17 protein-coding genes are annotated in these 16,736 nt (G+C 40.6%); 3 read left to right on the forward strand and 14 right to left on the reverse strand.

Features of this window, described 5'->3' with window-relative positions:
- Window positions 1-16 precede the first annotated feature (16 nt).
- The 4 genes from AACZ87_RS16360 to AACZ87_RS16375 form a co-directional block, all read right to left on the reverse strand.
- Window positions 17-1,495, reverse strand: coding sequence for an alpha-amylase (locus AACZ87_RS16360; RefSeq protein ID WP_339868777.1), 1,479 nt, complete (start codon window positions 1,493-1,495; stop codon window positions 17-19).
- A gap of 184 nt (window positions 1,496-1,679) precedes the next feature.
- Entirely contained in the window at window positions 1,680-2,393 is a 714-nt protein-coding gene (locus AACZ87_RS16365) for a 2-phosphosulfolactate phosphatase (RefSeq protein WP_339868778.1), read from the reverse strand.
- Window positions 2,394-3,488, reverse strand: coding sequence for a glycine cleavage system aminomethyltransferase GcvT (gcvT, locus tag AACZ87_RS16370; RefSeq protein ID WP_339868780.1), 1,095 nt, complete (start codon window positions 3,486-3,488; stop codon window positions 2,394-2,396).
- A gap of 107 nt (window positions 3,489-3,595) precedes the next feature.
- Entirely contained in the window at window positions 3,596-3,922 is a 327-nt protein-coding gene (locus AACZ87_RS16375; protein WP_192348245.1) for an iron-sulfur cluster assembly accessory protein, read from the reverse strand.
- 90 nt (window positions 3,923-4,012) lie between these two features.
- Here AACZ87_RS16375 and mce point away from each other — a divergent pair, with 90 nt between their 5' ends.
- Window positions 4,013-4,414, forward strand: coding sequence for a methylmalonyl-CoA epimerase (gene mce, locus AACZ87_RS16380; protein ID WP_339868783.1), 402 nt, complete (start codon window positions 4,013-4,015; stop codon window positions 4,412-4,414).
- A gap of 254 nt (window positions 4,415-4,668) precedes the next feature.
- Complete coding sequence (gene thiL / locus AACZ87_RS16385) at window positions 4,669-5,697, forward strand: thiamine-phosphate kinase (protein ID WP_339868785.1); 1,029 nt, start codon at window positions 4,669-4,671, stop codon at window positions 5,695-5,697.
- Between the two features lie 232 nt (window positions 5,698-5,929).
- Here the strand turns inward: thiL and AACZ87_RS16390 are convergent, their stop codons facing one another.
- The 9 genes from AACZ87_RS16390 to AACZ87_RS16430 form a co-directional block, all read right to left on the reverse strand.
- Window positions 5,930-7,507, reverse strand: coding sequence for a M1 family metallopeptidase (locus AACZ87_RS16390; protein WP_339868786.1), 1,578 nt, complete (start codon window positions 7,505-7,507; stop codon window positions 5,930-5,932).
- A 167-nt stretch (window positions 7,508-7,674) separates the two neighbouring features.
- Window positions 7,675-8,505, reverse strand: a complete 831-nt coding sequence (gene tsf / locus AACZ87_RS16395) for a translation elongation factor Ts (protein WP_283414489.1) — start codon at window positions 8,503-8,505, stop codon at window positions 7,675-7,677.
- A gap of 208 nt (window positions 8,506-8,713) precedes the next feature.
- Complete coding sequence (gene rpsB, locus AACZ87_RS16400) at window positions 8,714-9,478, reverse strand: 30S ribosomal protein S2 (RefSeq protein WP_283414488.1); 765 nt, start codon at window positions 9,476-9,478, stop codon at window positions 8,714-8,716.
- Between the two features lie 33 nt (window positions 9,479-9,511).
- Window positions 9,512-9,898, reverse strand: a complete 387-nt coding sequence (gene rpsI / locus AACZ87_RS16405) for a 30S ribosomal protein S9 (protein WP_111612705.1) — start codon at window positions 9,896-9,898, stop codon at window positions 9,512-9,514.
- 9 nt (window positions 9,899-9,907) lie between these two features.
- Window positions 9,908-10,351: a 50S ribosomal protein L13 gene (gene rplM, locus AACZ87_RS16410; protein WP_091697417.1), complete on the reverse strand. Its 444-nt coding sequence runs from the start codon at window positions 10,349-10,351 to the stop codon at window positions 9,908-9,910.
- A 181-nt stretch (window positions 10,352-10,532) separates the two neighbouring features.
- Window positions 10,533-11,243, reverse strand: coding sequence for a pseudouridine synthase (locus tag AACZ87_RS16415; RefSeq protein WP_283414487.1), 711 nt, complete (start codon window positions 11,241-11,243; stop codon window positions 10,533-10,535).
- A gap of 79 nt (window positions 11,244-11,322) precedes the next feature.
- Window positions 11,323-12,399 (reverse strand): ATP-binding protein, encoded by a 1,077-nt coding sequence (locus tag AACZ87_RS16420; protein ID WP_339868790.1) that lies wholly within the window; start codon window positions 12,397-12,399, stop codon window positions 11,323-11,325.
- A complete protein-coding gene (locus tag AACZ87_RS16425; protein ID WP_339868792.1) occupies window positions 12,400-13,092 on the reverse strand; it encodes a response regulator transcription factor in 693 nt (230 codons plus the stop codon). It lies immediately after the preceding gene.
- Between the two features lie 151 nt (window positions 13,093-13,243).
- Window positions 13,244-14,035 carry a DUF3108 domain-containing protein gene (locus tag AACZ87_RS16430; RefSeq protein WP_339868794.1) on the reverse strand — a complete coding sequence of 264 codons (792 nt, stop codon included), beginning with the start codon at window positions 14,033-14,035 and terminating at the stop codon, window positions 13,244-13,246.
- A gap of 180 nt (window positions 14,036-14,215) precedes the next feature.
- Here AACZ87_RS16430 and recA point away from each other — a divergent pair, with 180 nt between their 5' ends.
- Complete coding sequence (gene recA, locus AACZ87_RS16435) at window positions 14,216-15,247, forward strand: recombinase RecA (RefSeq protein WP_339868795.1); 1,032 nt, start codon at window positions 14,216-14,218, stop codon at window positions 15,245-15,247.
- An 80-nt stretch (window positions 15,248-15,327) separates the two neighbouring features.
- On the opposite strand, the gene AACZ87_RS16440 is transcribed toward recA, so the two are convergent.
- Entirely contained in the window at window positions 15,328-16,575 is a 1,248-nt protein-coding gene (locus AACZ87_RS16440; RefSeq protein ID WP_339868797.1) for an ABC transporter permease, read from the reverse strand.
- Window positions 16,576-16,736: the final 161 nt, after the last annotated feature.

Consider the following 16,736-nt stretch of genomic DNA (forward strand, 5'->3'; position numbering starts at 1 on the left):
AGCTCTTAGCAATAGTTTAATCCGCTTCTGTCCACACCGAGACTGATCCAGGAGCGCAATGAAAATCTGCCCAGCCTGATTCATTCACCCAAACCTCATCCTGGATTTTACCCAGCATGTCTTTGAACTTCTTCCCGGCATAACGAGAACCAATTTCCATGGAGACAGTTGCCCCATCTGCATTAGATAGTACTACAGCACAACCTCCGTGTTCCTCGTTTCCTTCTCTGGTCCAACCAAGCACATTTGGACTTTCGAAGTAGTCTCGTTGCGTGCCAAAAGCAAAATCTTTTCGCGCATAAAGCAAATTTTCCAACTCATCTACCCGATTGATGAAAATCTCATGATCCTCACCATCTTGGCCCTTGTCCCAATAGCTCGCGCCATAAAGATCTGGATGAAAGACGCAAGGATATCCATCTTTGCGAAGCAGAATCAAAGCATAAGCCAAGGGTTTGAACCAATATTCGACTGGAGCCTCCAAAGACTGCAATGGCTGTGTGTCATGATTATCGACCAGTGTGACAGCAAGGTCTGGGCTATGAGCAACCAATGTTTTGTCAAATATCTTCCTTAGATCATAGTCACTTCCAGAATTAGAAGCAATGTGAAAATTATGCTGCAGTGCTGAGTCAAACAAGCTCATCGTGCCGTCAGTAGCTTCAATATATTTTAGCAGCAATTCCAGATGGCCAGGGGCCCAATATTCACCTACAGCGAAAATGTCTTTTCCTGTTTTCTCACGGAGAAAATACATCAGTTCCTGAAAGTACTCTGGCGCAATATGCTTGACGGCGTCCAGCCTAACCCCATCGTAGTAAGTGAGCTCATGAAGCCATAAGGCATAGTGTAGAATTTCCTGTCGTACCGCGGGATTTCTGAATTCAATGTCGCAGAACATCAGGAAGTCATAGTTCCCTTTTTCGTCGTCAATCATTTCCTCCCAATCGTTTCCATATTCGCTCATGAGATTGAAAATACCATGTTCCTGATTTCTGTGGTCGAAATCTACTCCGCTGAAGCAATTGTGATCCCAGATAAAATCCGAATATTTCCCATTTCTACCCGGAAAAGTAAATCGTGTAAACGCCTCGATATCATAGGGTTCAGAGATGGTTTCCAGCCGGTTTTCCTCATTCACTTTCACAGCCTTCAGAATTTCAGATTCATCTCCTCCGGCTTTATGGTTCAGTACAAAGTCGACAATTACCTGAATGCCTCGGTCATGAAGTGCTTGAGTGGCTTCGATGAATTCATCCTTGGTTCCGTACTTTGTTCTTACTGATCCTTTTTGATCAAACTCCCCCAAGTCAAATAAATCGTACGTATCGTATCCGCTGCTTCTTCCCCCATTTTCTCCTTTGCCAGCAGGTGGCAGCCATACGCTGGTGATGCCGAGGTAGCCTAGGTATTCGGCTTTTTCTTTTACTTCTTTCCAAATGGTATCCTCTGGAGAATACCAATGGAAATATTGGATCATTGTCCCGTTTTTCATACTTAAAAGTTGGTTAGTTAGTGGTTAAGATTAATCGGTAAACGCCAAATTTTAAAGATGGTTTAAACAATTTTTAAGCGGGATTTTATGCTTCAAAATGGGGAACTATTAACCCTAAAAAACACCAAAGCTCGATAGAATTCTACCGAGCTTTGAAAGTATTCACTTTTGAAAATGTGAGTTTCTACCAATTTTCCACAGCTACTAATGTTTCATTTTCCACTTTACCAACTAAAGAATAAAGGTCTAGCGTTAGACAAAAATCTATATCAGAATCTATGTTATGATTTTGAAGGCGCTTAGCATGGGAAGCCTGAGATAGAAAGCCTTTCAAATTATGTCCTTCCTTCTCGTAGAGAGATTTCATGGCTATTGCAGCATCATCTTCTGCATCATGGCTAGCTTCTAAGGCTTTTACGAGAGCACCAGCGTACAAAGAATCTTCCAGATTGAATTTGCCTTTCCAGCCTGCACAGTGAATCAACACATCCTTATTGCGAGACTGTATATAGCTAACTGTAGCTTGAAGATTTGGAAAAGCGCCAATCAGAATTTCATCAGCACCCGTAGATTTAGAAATTGCCAAGGTGCCATTGGTCGTGGTCATGGCTAGCTTTTGGCTTTGATAATCTCTGGACAGGTAGGCTAGGGGAGAGTTTCCGAGTTGGAAGCCCTCGGCCATTATTCCATTTCTTTCGCCAGCGATCAAATAACCAGCAGATGCCATTGCTCTGCATTCTTCGAGATCAGCACAGGTTTTAATTTCTGTAATTCCATTTGCCAGTGCTGCAACCATGGTGGAAGTAGCGCGAAATATATCGACTACTACCACAATCTTGCCTTGCAGTTCATGCAGATGAATTAACTCTGGACTGAAACAGATTTCTACTTGTTGCATTTATTTTTTCAAAAGTGGAAGTTTCTCCACTTGAGCTTTAAGGTTCTTGTTTCTTACTTGGATGAAAATCTCAGTTCCAGCTTTGCTAAACTCAGTTTTCACATATCCTAGTCCTATACCCACTCCCATGCTTGGAGATTGAGTACCGGAAGTCACTTCTCCGATCTCATTTCCTGCTTCATCCACTATTTTATAATGACCTCTAGGAATTCCTCTTTCCTGCATCACAAAACCAACCAACTTCTTGGTAACACCCGCTTCTTTCTGAGCTTTTAGAGCTTCGGAATTGGTGAAGTCCTTGGTGAATTTGGTGATCCAACCCAGTCCAGCTTCCAAAGGAGAAGTGGTATCTGTGATGTCATTTCCATAGAGACAATAGCCCATTTCCATACGGAGTGTATCTCTAGCACCAAGACCGATTGGCTTGATGTTGAAGTCTTTTCCCGCTTCGAACACAGCGTTCCAAACCTTCTCAGCATCTTCGTTTTTCACGTAGATCTCAAACCCTCCAGCACCTGTATAACCAGTTCCTGAGATGATCACATCCTGAACTCCGGCAAATTCACCTACAGTAAAATGATAGAATTTAATGTCAGCAAGATTAACTGGAGTTAATGCTTGAACAGCTTCGATTGCCTTTGGTCCTTGGATAGCAAAAAGGGAAATATCATCAGAGATGTTTGTCAGCTTCGCACCCATGGTATTGTGCTGGTTTACCCAAGCCCAATCTTTATCGATATTGGAAGCGTTTACCACCAGCATGTACTTCTCGTCTTCAAATTTGTAAACGATCAGGTCATCAACAATACCTCCTGTAGCATTAGGAAAGCAAGAATACTGTGCTTGTCCATCCACGATTTTGGAGGCATCGTTGGAAGTTACTTTTTGGATTAGGTTGAGTGCCTCTGGGCCTTCTACCATAAATTCGCCCATGTGGGAGACATCAAAAACGCCAACACCATTTCTCACGCAAAGGTGCTCTTCATTATCAGAACTGTAACGTACAGGCATGTTATATCCTGCGAAAGGCACCATTTTACCACCAAGGGCAACGTGCAAGTCATTGAGTTGGATTTTTTTGATTTGCTCTTCCATAATCTGGGTTAATTTTCTAGTGGGCAAAGGTAAGGATTGAGGCGAAAAATGCACTAAAAAAGGCAACCTGATCAGGTTGCCTTCTAATGATTATCAAGATTTAACGCTTATACAGAGAAGCTTTCTCCGCATCCACAGGTTCTGCTTGCATTAGGGTTCACAAATTGGAAGCCTTTTCCGTTCAGTCCATCTGTGAATTCCAGCGTAGTTCCAGCTAGGTATAATAAGCTTTTTCTATCCACCAGGATTTTCACTCCTTTGTCCTCAAATACGTGGTCAGTTTCCACTTGAGCGCCATCAAATCCCAGGTCATACATCAAACCTGAGCATCCGCCACCTTTCACCGAAACACGTATATTCTCATTTTCTGCGCGTCCTTCCTCTTTTTTGAGCTGTAGGATACGCTCTTTGGCTTTGTCAGAAACGATTATCATATCTTTATTTATTACTTTGTCTTAAGTTGAAGTAATGGGAAAACAGTATCACTCCCAAAATGATTCAATGCAAATATAGCAATTTTAAGCATGAGGAAAATCGAACATATAGGCATAGCCGTTCAGGATCTGGAGAAATCCAATGAGCTCTTTGAGAAGTTACTGGGTAAAAAACACTTTAAAACTGAGGAAGTGGAGGGAGAAAAAGTAGCTACATCATTTTTTCAGGTCGGAGAAACGAAAGTGGAACTGCTTCAGGCTACGGATGAAAGTAGCCCGATTGCAAAGTACTTGGAGCGCAAATCTGAGGGAGTTCACCATATTGCTTTTGATGTGGAAGATATCTTGGCTGAAGTAGAAAGACTCAAAGGTGAAGGTTTCGAAATCCTGAATGAAACACCCAAACTTGGGGCAGACAATAAATTAGTGGTATTTTTGCATCCTCGGAGCACGAATGGTGTTTTGATTGAATTGTGTCAGGATGTGAGTTGAGAAGTTGTAGGTGGTAAGGTTGTAAAGTTTGGTGTACTTCATTATTCATAATTGAAACATTGGAAGATTGGAAGATTCCCTCCATAAGCTGATTAAGTGTGGCAAGGTTGTAAAGTGGTAAGGTTTGCAAAAGAACCTCAACTCTACTGTCCGACTCGTAATTCGTACTTCGTAAATCAGAAATACTCAAGAGTATCATTTAGTATAAAAATTAAAAATAGCGCCTTTGCGCCTTCGCGGGAGGTAATATAAATATGTCAGAAAAGAGAACAGAAATAAGCGATTTGGGTGAATTCGGATTGATCGATCACTTGAATGAAAAAGTAATAATTAAAAATTCCAGCACTGTGAAAGGTATTGGTGACGATGCTGCAGTGATTGAAGCTGGAAACATGGTCAAAGTTGTGACTACTGATTTATTGGTAGAAGGGGTTCATTTTGATCTTTCCTATGCGCCATTACCTCACTTGGGGTTCAAAGCAGTGGCAGTGAATGTGTCTGACGTGGCGGCTATGAATGCTGTGCCTAAGCAGATCACCGTAAGCATCGCACTATCCAATAGGTTCTCAGTAGAAGCTATTGATGCGCTCTATGAAGGGATTCATGCAGCTTGTGAGCACTATGGTGTGGATTTGATTGGCGGTGATACTACGGCTTCCAGAAGTGGTTTGGTGATCTCTGTTACGGCAATTGGCGAAGCAAAGCCTGAGCAAATCTCTTATAGATCCGGTGCCAAAGAAAATGATATTCTTTGTGTGACTGGTGATTTGGGAGCAGCTTTGGTTGGATTGCAAATCCTGGAGCGTGAAAAGGAAGTTTTTCTAGCTAATCCAGAAATGAAGCCTGATTTAGGGAAATATACTTTAGTCACTGCCCGCCAGCTGAAGCCAGATGCACGGGTTGATATCATCCATGAACTTCGAGAAATGGAAGTAGTGCCAACAAGTATGATGGATATTTCTGATGGATTGGCTTCAGAGATTTTTCATATCTGCAAAGCTTCAGGAGTAGGAGCTACGATCTATGAAGATAAACTTCCGATTGATAAGCAGACTTTTGATACGGCTGTGGAGCTGAATCTTGATCCTATCACTTGCGTGATGAATGGGGGCGAAGACTACGAGTTGCTATTCACCATCGATCAGAAGGATTTTGCGAAGCTGGAAAAGCATCCCGATATCCATTTTATCGGTCATATCAGTAAGGCTGAAGAAGGTAAATTCCTAGTGACTAAAAGTGGAACAGCTGTGCAGATCAAAGCTCAGGGCTGGAAGCATTTTTGATTGAAATAAATATCCGCAATTATACCATTAGTCTAAAATTCATTGCTCATCCGGTCAGAAGACCGATGACGGGTGACCGAAGTACCGGAAATGCGAATGTTTACCATCTATTAAGTAGCTTAAGCTTATTACTGGTTCAATTGCAATAGATATTTTAAAAAAAAAGCCTCTTCAAAATCAATTGAAGAGGTTTTTTATGTTTAAGAATCTTTTATGGTTCCACGCTAAAGAATTATTTTTTAAGCATTAGCCAACCTCTTGGATCGACGATTGGTGCAGTCTTGCTATTAATCAAAAGTGGTTTCTTACCTAGCTTAACTTTCTCGATTCCCTTATCTGTTTTCAGTTCCACAGGCAGTTCGAAGTCAATTCCTTGCAGTGAAACTTCAAAACCATTGTTTCCCTTTTTAGAGATTTTTACTTCTGGAATATCAGTTGTGTAGAGATATAACTGAAAAAAACCTTCCAAATTCTCTCCTGTAAATGAATTTACAAAATCAATAAAATCACGCGTATTGACTTGATTTTTATAGATGAATCGAGGATCATTTGCGAATGCTTTCAACATCGGGAAGAAAACTTCGTCACCTAATATTCCGCGTAGGGAATGCATGATAAAAGCTCCTTTCGTATAAATCTCTGAATGATAAGCCTCCTCTTCGGTACTATTTACAGGGCTGGCCACTGGCTTGGAATGACTGATAGATTTCAAAGTTCCATCTACTTTTTCGAAGTAGGCCTCTTCACCGCCATGCTCTAAGTAGTACAGCCAGTCTCCGTAGGCAGTAATTCCCTCATGAATCCAGAAGTCCGCCCAATCACCTACAGAAACCTTATTTCCAAACCATTCATGGCCTAGTTCATGGTGCAATAAATTATCATAATTCACCGCGCCCATTTTCACGAAACGATAGAAGTTTCCATATGCATTGATGGTCTGATGCTCCATTCCGAGATAGGGCGTTTCTACTATTGCTACCTTATCTTTTGGCCACGGGTATGCTCCAAAATATTTCTCATGAGTTTCTGTAGATACCTTTAGTACTTCCAAAATGTCTTTTGCTTTGGCTTTGTTTTCCTGTAAAACCCAGACATGCATGGGGATTTGATCACCAGAAACAGAGGTGAAACTTATCTTTTCTTCATGAAAAACGCCCATCGTAAAGTTGATCCCATAATTATTTATCGGATAAGTTGTTGACCAGTGATAAGTCTGCTTGTCTTCTTTCTGTGTTACTTGGGCTAGACGCCCATTGGCTGCTATGAAATACGGTTTTGGAACAGTGATCAAAAGATCAACGCCCTCTGCGGCTTCTGAAGATGGATGATCCAGTGCAGGCATGAATATCTTTGCCCCTTCACCTTGAGATGAAAGTCCCATCCAATCATTTCCTAATTGATCTTTTTTCCAAGTAAAGCCACCTTCCCATGGTGGATTTATCGCAATTGGGGTTATTCCCTCATAGAAAATATCCACCGCATCGCAGGAACAAGCAGTGATGAGAATATCTATGAGATCATTGTTATGTGAAAACTCCAATTCAGCTCCTTTGGCCTTGACGCTTGTTACTTTATACTCATCGATAAGGTCTAGACGAAGAGTGTCTAATTGAGTGCTGGTAGAAAATGTGACGGTGCTTTTACCTTTGATTGATTTACTCTCTGGGAAAAGTTCTAATTCCAGCCGGTAATGCTTCACCTCAAACCTTGCTTGCAGCGGGTCAATCGGTCCTCCCCAATCCCAATTTTGACCGAGGCTAGAAGAAACCAAAGCAACTAGTAAAAGTGCAGTAGTAAGAATATTTTTCATCTGATGTGGGGTATGAATTTCAAAAGCAAAAGCTAATATAATTTGCTGACTTGCTTTTGCGATTAAGGGCTTTGAATTTAAATTTTTCATCTGGCCTTTGTAACTAAAATAAAAAAACCTCTTCAAACTTAATTGAAGAGGTTTTTTGAGATTAGGAATCCTTCGGATTAACCGATTGATACTCTTTTGAATGCAGATACAGTCATTCCTTTGCTTACGCTATCAAGATACTGAGCGATAGTCTTGTTGTTGTCTTTTACGAAAGACTGGCTTAGAAGTGTATTCTCTTTGTAGAATTTGTTCAGTTTACCTAGAGCGATTTTCTCAAGCATTTCTTCAGGCTTACCTTCAGCTCTTGCTTGCTCTTTACCAACTTCGATTTCTCTTTCTACTACAGAAGAATCAACGCCGTCTTTATCAAGAGCTACTGGGTTCATCGCTGCAATTTGCATTGCCACGTCTTTTCCAGCTTCTTCTACGTCAGTTCCGCTAGTGTTAGTCAATCCCACCAATACACCTAATTTACCATTTGAGTGGATGTAAGGAACTACAGTTTCTGCAGTGATCACTTCGTAATGAGAGATCTCAAGTTTTTCGCCGATTTTACCAGTCATCTCAGTGATTTTCTCAGCAACAGTGATGTTTTCGTAAGGTAGTGCGAGGATTTCTTCTACAGAAGATGCTCCTTTTTCTACTGCAAGATCAAGTAGTGTGTTTGCAAATGCACCGAATTCTTCATTCTTAGCAACAAAGTCGGTTTCGCAAGTAAGTGTAAGCAAAGTTCCTTTAGCACCGTTTTCAGTTACTTTAGTTACAGCTACACCTTCTTTAGTTTCACGATCAGCTCTGGAAGCAGATACTTTTTGACCTTTCTTTCTGAGGATATCAACAGCTTTTTCGAAATCGCCTTCAGATTCCGTAAGAGCTTTTTTGCAATCCATCATACCGGCGCCGGTCATTTGTCTCAATTTGTTTACTTCTTGTGCAGTAATTGCCATGGTATTATCAGTTTGTATGATTAAACGATATAATTCTATTTCGAAAACCTTGTAGTCTTAGTGAAGAACTAGGAAGGTTGTAATTCGGTACTAGGGAGCATTTGGTCACAGGAAAAGCTTCACAGGACAAATGCAGGTAAAACAAAAAAATTGAACATAGGCCGAAACCTGATGTTCAATTTTTAATATATTTCAATCAAGTAGTGGATTAATCTTTTGTTTCAGCAGCGTCCACAGCTTTCTTCGCTTCTTCCTCTTCAGTAAGTTTAGCGTCTTCTTTGTCTCTCTTGCGTTCTGAAAGACCTTCTTCGATTGCTGCGCCGAACGCTTTAACTAGTAAAGATACGGACTTGAAAGCATCGTCATTAGCAGGGATAGGGAAGTCAACCTCATTTGGGTTGGAGTTCGTATCAACTAATGCGAAAACAGGGATACCAAGCTTTTTCGCTTCAGCAATTGCAATGTGTTCTCTTTTGATGTCTACGATGAAAAGAGCTGCAGGTAGTCTGCTCAAGTCAGCGATACCGCCAAGAACATCTTCCATTTTGTCTTTCTGACGGGAAACCATCAAACGCTCTTTTTTCGCAAGGTTCTTATAAGCTTCCTCCTTCATCAATTTGTCCAAACCGGACATTTTCTTCAATGATTTACGGATTGTAGCGAAGTTGGTCAACATACCACCTAACCATCTTTCAGTTACGAAAGGCATGTTAAGTCTCTTTGCTTCAGTAGCTACAAGATCTTTCGCTTGCTTCTTAGTAGCAACGAACATCACTTTTTTGCCTGAACGTACGATTTGCTTGATTGCGTTAGATGCTTCGTCGAGGCATACAAGCGTTTTATTAAGATCGATAATGTGGATACCATTTTTCTCCATGAAAATGTATGGAGACATTCTTGGATCCCACTTTCTCGTCAAGTGTCCGAAGTGAACACCAGCATCTAGTAAGTCTTTATATTCTAATTTGGCCATAATATAATTTGTATATTCTGAAGTAAATCCAGATTAACGTTTTGAGAACTGGAATTTTCTTCTTGCTTTTCTACGTCCTGGCTTCTTACGTTCCACCATTCTAGGGTCACGAGTAAGGAAACCTTCTTTTTTCAATGCAGGTCTGTGTTCTGCGTCGAATTCGCACAAAGCACGAGAGATAGCCATACGAGCTGCCTCTGCCTGACCTGTACTTCCGCCACCATCTACATTGATTTTGATGTCGTAGTTACCTTCTACACCTACTAGGGTAAGAGGCTGCTTTACTACGATCTGGTGAAGTTCAAAAGGGAAGTGAACGTCAAGTGCTCTGTTGTTCACGGTGATTTCACCTTTTCCTGGCGCCATGTAAATTCTGGCTACAGAGGTTTTTCTTCTACCGATTTTGTTGATAATATCCATTATAGTCGATTAAAGAGTGATGGCTTTAGGCTGCTGTGCAGTATGTGGATGCTCAGATCCTTCATACACGTACAAGTTGCCGTATAATTTTCTTCCCAATCTGTTTTTAGGCAACATGCCTCTTACAGCTTTCTCTATCAAGATAGTTGAAGACTTGTCTTTCAATAATCTTGGCGTAGAAATACGCTGTCCACCTGGGTAACCTGTGTGTCTCACATAAACTTTTGAGTCCCACTTGTCACCAGTTAATCTGATTTTGTCAGAGTTGATTACGATGACATTGTCACCACAATCAGCGTGAGGGGTGAAGCTTGGCTTCGTCTTACCTCTTAAGATTTTTGCTACCTCACTAGCCAATCTACCCAAAACTGCTGCTTGGGCATCCACTACCACCCATTGCTTATCTGCAGTCGCGGCATTGGCTGATACGGTCTTATAGCTCAAAGTATCCACTGTGTAACTGTTTAATATTTAGCTTGTTAAATTTATTTCACCCTCAAAAAGGGACACAAAGATAGGAGTATTTTATTTTCGATGCAAAATATTTCCAATACTAAGTCCTAATTTTCACAGGCTTAGCGTTTTACTACCTCTTAAAACCGGTTGTTTCTTGCTCTTTTTCGATCTAAATCTCTTAGCTGGTTTTCTCTAGTTGATTGACCAAAACCTTGAAATCCTTAGGATAGGGCGCATTTACGAATATTTCCTTGTCATCCAGACCCTTAAATCCAATCGAATAAGCATGAAGCGAAACCCGCTGCATAATTGGTAATTCTTCTGTCTCTTTTTTTAAATTGAAGCGACGCTTGATAGAAGAAAGGTATAAAGGGTTGCCTCCATATAAGGTGTCACCACAAATGGGTGACTTCAGATAAGCCAAATGAACCCTGATCTGATGCAGTCTCCCAGTGATGGGCTTGCACTCGACTAGGGTGTGCGCATAGTAAGTTTTCAAGGTGTTGAAAACTGTCTGTGCTGGCTTGCCATCCTTACTTACTTTGGCTATTCCTTTGTTGTTGGCTAAGAGATTTCGGTCTACCAGCTCATCGCTGAATTCCTTGATCCCTTCCACCACTGCATGATAGACTTTGTTTACTTTTCTGCTTTCAAACTGCATAGCCAAATGCCTGTAGGCCGCTGGATTCTTGGCAATCACTAGACATCCTGAAGTTTCCTTATCCAATCTATGGCACAGCTGGGCATCGGGGGTGTGTGCCTTGGCAAGGTCTAGGATGTTCTGCGCTTCGTGTCTATCGTCTAAGCTTGATAGGTACGGCGGTTTATTGATTACCAGGTAATCCTCGTTTTCAAACAGAATAAGATTGTCAAAATCTACTTTCTTCATGGATTCTCCTGCCTCTTTCAATTGAGGCTGCAAAAGTAGGAAAAAAAGGATGGTTAAAAAACTTCTCTAGGTTTTATTATTAGAGAGTTGCCGCTTTATGTTTGTCCTCCATAGAGTCGCTTTTCACCAATGGAAGAGAAAAGCTGAAAATAGAACCTTTACCAACTGTTGAACTCACCGAAATCTTGCTTTTGTGACCCTCCAGAATATGTTTTACAATGGCCAGACCGAGGCCTGTGCCTCCTTCTTTTTTATTTCTACTTTTCTCCACACGATAGAATCGTTCAAAAATTCTTTTCAGATCTTCCGGCGGGATACCCGGGCCGTCATCGGTCACATCTACTTGAATAGTGTTTTTATGGGTTTTTAATACTACCTGTACCTCACCGCCATTTTGATTGTATTTCATGGCATTGAAGATTAGGTTTTGACAAACCCGATAGATTTTCTGCCTGTCTCCATTCGTAAGGTAATGCTTGTCAGGCTGCACCTCAAACTTTATGTGCATGTCGCGCTTAGAAGCTTTGTGCTCCAGCTCTTCCATTACTTCTTCCAAGAGTTCCTTTAAATCAAATTCTGTAAAGTTAAATTTGATTACACCACTTTCCATTTGGTTAAGTGTCAGAAGATCTTGAACTAAGATGTCTAGAGAGTCGAGGCTTTTAGCTGCTCGTTTCAGAAAGCGCATACGAACTTGCTTGTCATCTATAGCGCCGTCAAGCAGGGTGTGGATGTATCCTTGGGTAGCGAAAATTGGTGTTTTCAATTCATGAGAAATATCAGCAATAAATTCTCGACGGAAAACAGCATTCTTCTGAAGTGTGTCGATTTCCTTTTGCCTGGCAATAGCATAAGAGTTGATCACTTTATTAATCTTGCGAAGAGGAGAAATAGAGCTTTTGCCTCCTTTTTCGCTGATTTCGGATAAGTCTTTTCGCTGGATTTTTTCCAAGAGAGAATAGATGTCACCTATTTCTTTGAAAATCAAAAACTCCAACATAAATGAAATCAGCAGATACGCGGATGAAAAAGACACGGCCCATGCAACTAGCAGCAGGAGCGGAGTCGCCCCATCCATTAAAGACAAAAAAGCCGCAACCAGAGCCGAGATGGCTAAAGCCAGGATCAAAGAAATTCCTCTGGATGTGGTAAACATTTATTGCCCTAATTCGAATTTGTAGCCTACACCTTTCACAGTAGTGATGTAGTCTTCTCCGATTTTTTCACGCACTTTTCTAATATGCACATCCACGGTTCTCGCCAATACAAACACATCAGCTCCCCAGATATTTTGAAGAAGTTCATCTCTACTGAAAACGATATTAGGGTTTTTGGCTAGGAAATACAAAAGCTCAAATTCTTTCTTGGGAAGGGTAATAGTCTTTCCAGCCTTGTCAATCGTATAGCTGCCTCTGTCAATGATCAAGTCACGGATTTTAATCTGGATCTGCTCCTGCTCTTTTTTGGATTCACGTCTGAATAAAGCAGAAATACGGCTCATCAGCGCTCTTGGCTTAATAGGTTTGGTGATGTAATCATCCGCTCCGACGTCAAATGCGGCAACTTCAGAATATTCTTCCATACGCGCTGTGAGGAAAATAATAAAGGTGTTTTTGAGCTCCGGAATCTGTCTAATCTGAAGACATGTCTCTACACCATCCTGATTTGGCATCATGATGTCCAATAGAATCACATCAGGTAAAAATTTAGCGGCAGTCTTTACCGCTTTCATGCCGTCCTCCGCAGTTGCTACATCATAGCCTTCTTTTTGGAGATTGTATTTCAGAATTTCAACAATATCAGGTTCGTCGTCAACTACCAGAACTTTGATTTTTTGCTTATCGCTCATCAGTGATTTCTTAATGTTTGGGTTAAAATTAAGGAATATTTAAGGATTGAAGCCAAACAATAGATTGTCTATGTATGAGCTACACTTTGAAAATGACAAGAAAATTTGGTAATAGCAGTACTATGTTATCCTAATGTTATGATCTTTTGAATTAGTTGTTTTTCAGTCCCTTCGCAGATATGATGTCTAAATTCAATGACCCTATAAAAAGATTTGCTTTGATTTTTACAGGGATTTTGTTCTGATCCTTTGTGACCCAGACCTTCACTGGATAATCGCCTCTGAAAAGTTTGTTCTTTGGGAGTTGAGGGGAGAAAATGTAAGTTTCTTTCTTACCAAGGTTGGTGTCTAATGTTTCAGTCCCCTCGTAGATTAACTTTATGTTATATATTTCCTTATCAAAGAATCCGCGGATTAAGATTGACTCTCCTTCCTTCAAATCCTTCAAATCTTGAGTTCTCAAATAGTAAAAACCGCTCACTAAATCCTGAACTTGTCCTGGTAAATCAAAATCCTTCGTTTCCTTCAAGTTTCTATTCTCTTTGTCAAAAAGCTTCATGGTAGCTTTCTTGTTGTTCTGATCAAAGTGAACGAACTCATGTTTTCTGTATTTTCCTTCTTCAATATGTCTGTAGGACACCGAGGGTAAATTGGTTGCTACATCTAAATAAGTTCCCCAGTTATCGTTTACCTTCCCGAATATGGTGGCAGCACCTTTTGTTTTCCCATACACATCAATTTTATAATGTGGTTTATCGTTCTGCTCTTGAGGTCTTTTGGAAACCTGCATTTTTGCGTCAGCAAGATTCAGCCATCCGTAGGATACTTCAAATGAGAGCTCTTCACCAAAAGTAAATGGAGTTGTGTCTTCCGAGCCTTGCGCAGAGAGATCGAAAAGGGTGAAAAAAAGAAGTACTGTTAATGTTCTAAGGATTCTTTTCATAAATTTTAATGACAATACCTGACGAAAAGATGGGTATTCTATAGGTATTACGAAAAAACGTGCCGAAAGGCGATTAAAATTACGAATTTAGTATCCCGAAACAATAGAATAGCGCACCTTGGTAATGGGCTGCTGTTTATTTACTTTCACTAAATAATTGATAAGACAAATTCAAAACGCATGAGTAATAACGCCGAAAAACTAAAAGCCTTACAGCTGACTATCGATAAGCTGGATAAAACGTACGGTAAGGGCACCGTAATGAAGCTTAGTGATAATAAAGTGGTGGATGTACCTGCGATATCTACTGGCTCACTTGGGTTGGATATAGCATTAGGGGTCGGAGGTATTCCCCGAGGCAGAGTGATTGAAATATATGGCCCAGAATCTTCTGGGAAAACTACCCTGACGCTGCACTGTATCGCTGAGGCTCAAAAGGCAGGTGGATTGGCGGCTTTCATCGATGCTGAGCATGCATTTGATAAGAGCTACGCAGAAAAACTTGGTATAGACACTGAAAATTTATTGATCTCTCAGCCGGACAATGGTGAGCAAGCATTGGAAATAGCCGAGCATTTAATTCGATCAGGAGCTATTGACATTATTGTGATTGACTCGGTGGCTGCTTTGGTACCAAAGGGTGAGCTAGAAGGCGATATGGGGGATAGCAAAATGGGCTTGCAGGCGCGATTGATGTCACAGGCTTTGCGAAAGCTAACTGGAGCTATTAATAAAACTGGATGCTCTTGTATTTTCATTAACCAGCTTCGTGAGAAGATCGGGGTTATGTTTGGTAATCCTGAAACTACGACTGGTGGTAATGCGCTGAAATTCTATGCATCCGTCAGACTGGATATCAGAAGAATAGGTCAGATTAAAGAAAGTGCCGACAATATTCTTGGTAATAGAACTAAGGTGAAGGTGGTGAAAAATAAAGTGGCGCCTCCTTTCAAAGTAGTGGAGTTTGATATCATGTACGGGCAAGGTATTTCCAAAGTGGGGGAAATCATTGACCTTGGTGTGGAACTGGACATTATCAAAAAGGCTGGATCATGGTTTTCCTATAATGGAGAGAAGCTTGGACAAGGTCGTGAAGCAGTGAAAACTTTGCTTCTTGACAATCCTGAACTAATGGAAGAACTAGAAGTAAAAATAAAAGCAGCCTCTGGATTATCCTCTAAAGGAGCCAGTGAGGTAGTCGAACAGGAATAAAGCTTAAGTCTTTTATTCCAAAAAAAGAGGTTGCTCATTAAGTTGAGCAACCTCTTTTCATATTCGAGATGTTCTGCTAGCTATGTGGTTCTAATTGCTTCAACAGGATCCATCCGAGCGGCAAGTGATGCAGGCACAATTCCCGACACAACTCCAATAATAGTAGATACTCCAAGACCCAAGATGATATTGCTTAGAGAAAGAGAGATTTCTAAACTGCCAAATTGGAGAAAGGTCAGGCAGTACACAATAAAAATCCCTGTGATTCCACCAATTAGACTCAAACAAATTGATTCAAAAAGGAACTGGAATAATATAAAGTAATTTTTTGCACCTAAGGATTTTTGGATTCCTATGATGTTTGTTCTTTCTCGTACAGAAACGAACATGATATTTGCGATACCAAATCCACCTACCAGAATTGAAAATCCACCTATTACCCAACCTGCGACGGAGATCACATCAAACACTGACCCGATGGCATTTTGAATAAATTCAGTTTTGTTCAGCGCAAAATTGTCTTCTTCTCGAGGTTTCAATCCTCTTTTTGCACGAAGGAGACCTGTCAATTCATTTTCCAAGGCCACAAGTCCTATGTCTTCTTCCATTCCTTTGATGGCAATGGAAGGCTCAAGACCATTTCTTCCAGTATAATACATTTTGCTGAAAGCCCCATAAGGTATCAGACATGCTTCATCCTTGGACCCCATGTCAAATAATCCTTCTCCCTCTTCTTCAAAAACGCCAATTACAGTGAATTTGCCACCTTTGATTTTGATTTCCTTCCCAAGGATTTCTTGATTAGGGTAAAGAGTACTAGCAATTTTTCTTCCGATAATCGCCATGTTTCGAGAAGCATTTATTTCAGACTGAGTGAAATATCTGCCTTCTTCTAGTGAAATTTCATATACGTCTTGGTATGAATAAACTACTCCTGTGAGTGACATTCCTTGGTAAGCATTGCTTCCTGCTTTTACAGTCGTGTTTGATGATGCAGATATGGTCACTCCTTCTGCACTGGTAAGTCTCTCCTGAAGGAATTCATATTCAGAAACTGTGCCTGGAGGTCTTTGGAAATACTTCCACCATGGATAGTCCTGCGGACCGTTTGCAAAAGGGAAACGATCTACCATCATCACATTTGTTCCCAAAAATGAAAATGAAGATTTAATGTTTTTCTCTAGAGAATCAACTAATGTGAACACCGCGATAATAGCGAAAATACCTATTGTGACCCCCAGAAGGGACAAAATGGTACGTGTGAGATTAGTCTTTAATGCAGAAATCGCGAAGCGAAAACTTTCCCAAGTGAGTTTGAAAAAGAGCATGCTTATTTAGTTGGTTTAAAACAATTTGTTAAGTTAGCTGAAATTGCCTGATATTGTTAGTATCTTTGCATTTTTTAGAGTTATTCTAAATCACTCAAGACATCTAAAACTTATCTATGAAATCGAGCAAGTCGGAGACGACATTTATTGGCATGAAAATC

Source organism: uncultured Algoriphagus sp. (assembly GCF_963974365.1).
Classification (GTDB): Bacteria; Bacteroidota; Bacteroidia; order Cytophagales; family Cyclobacteriaceae; genus Algoriphagus.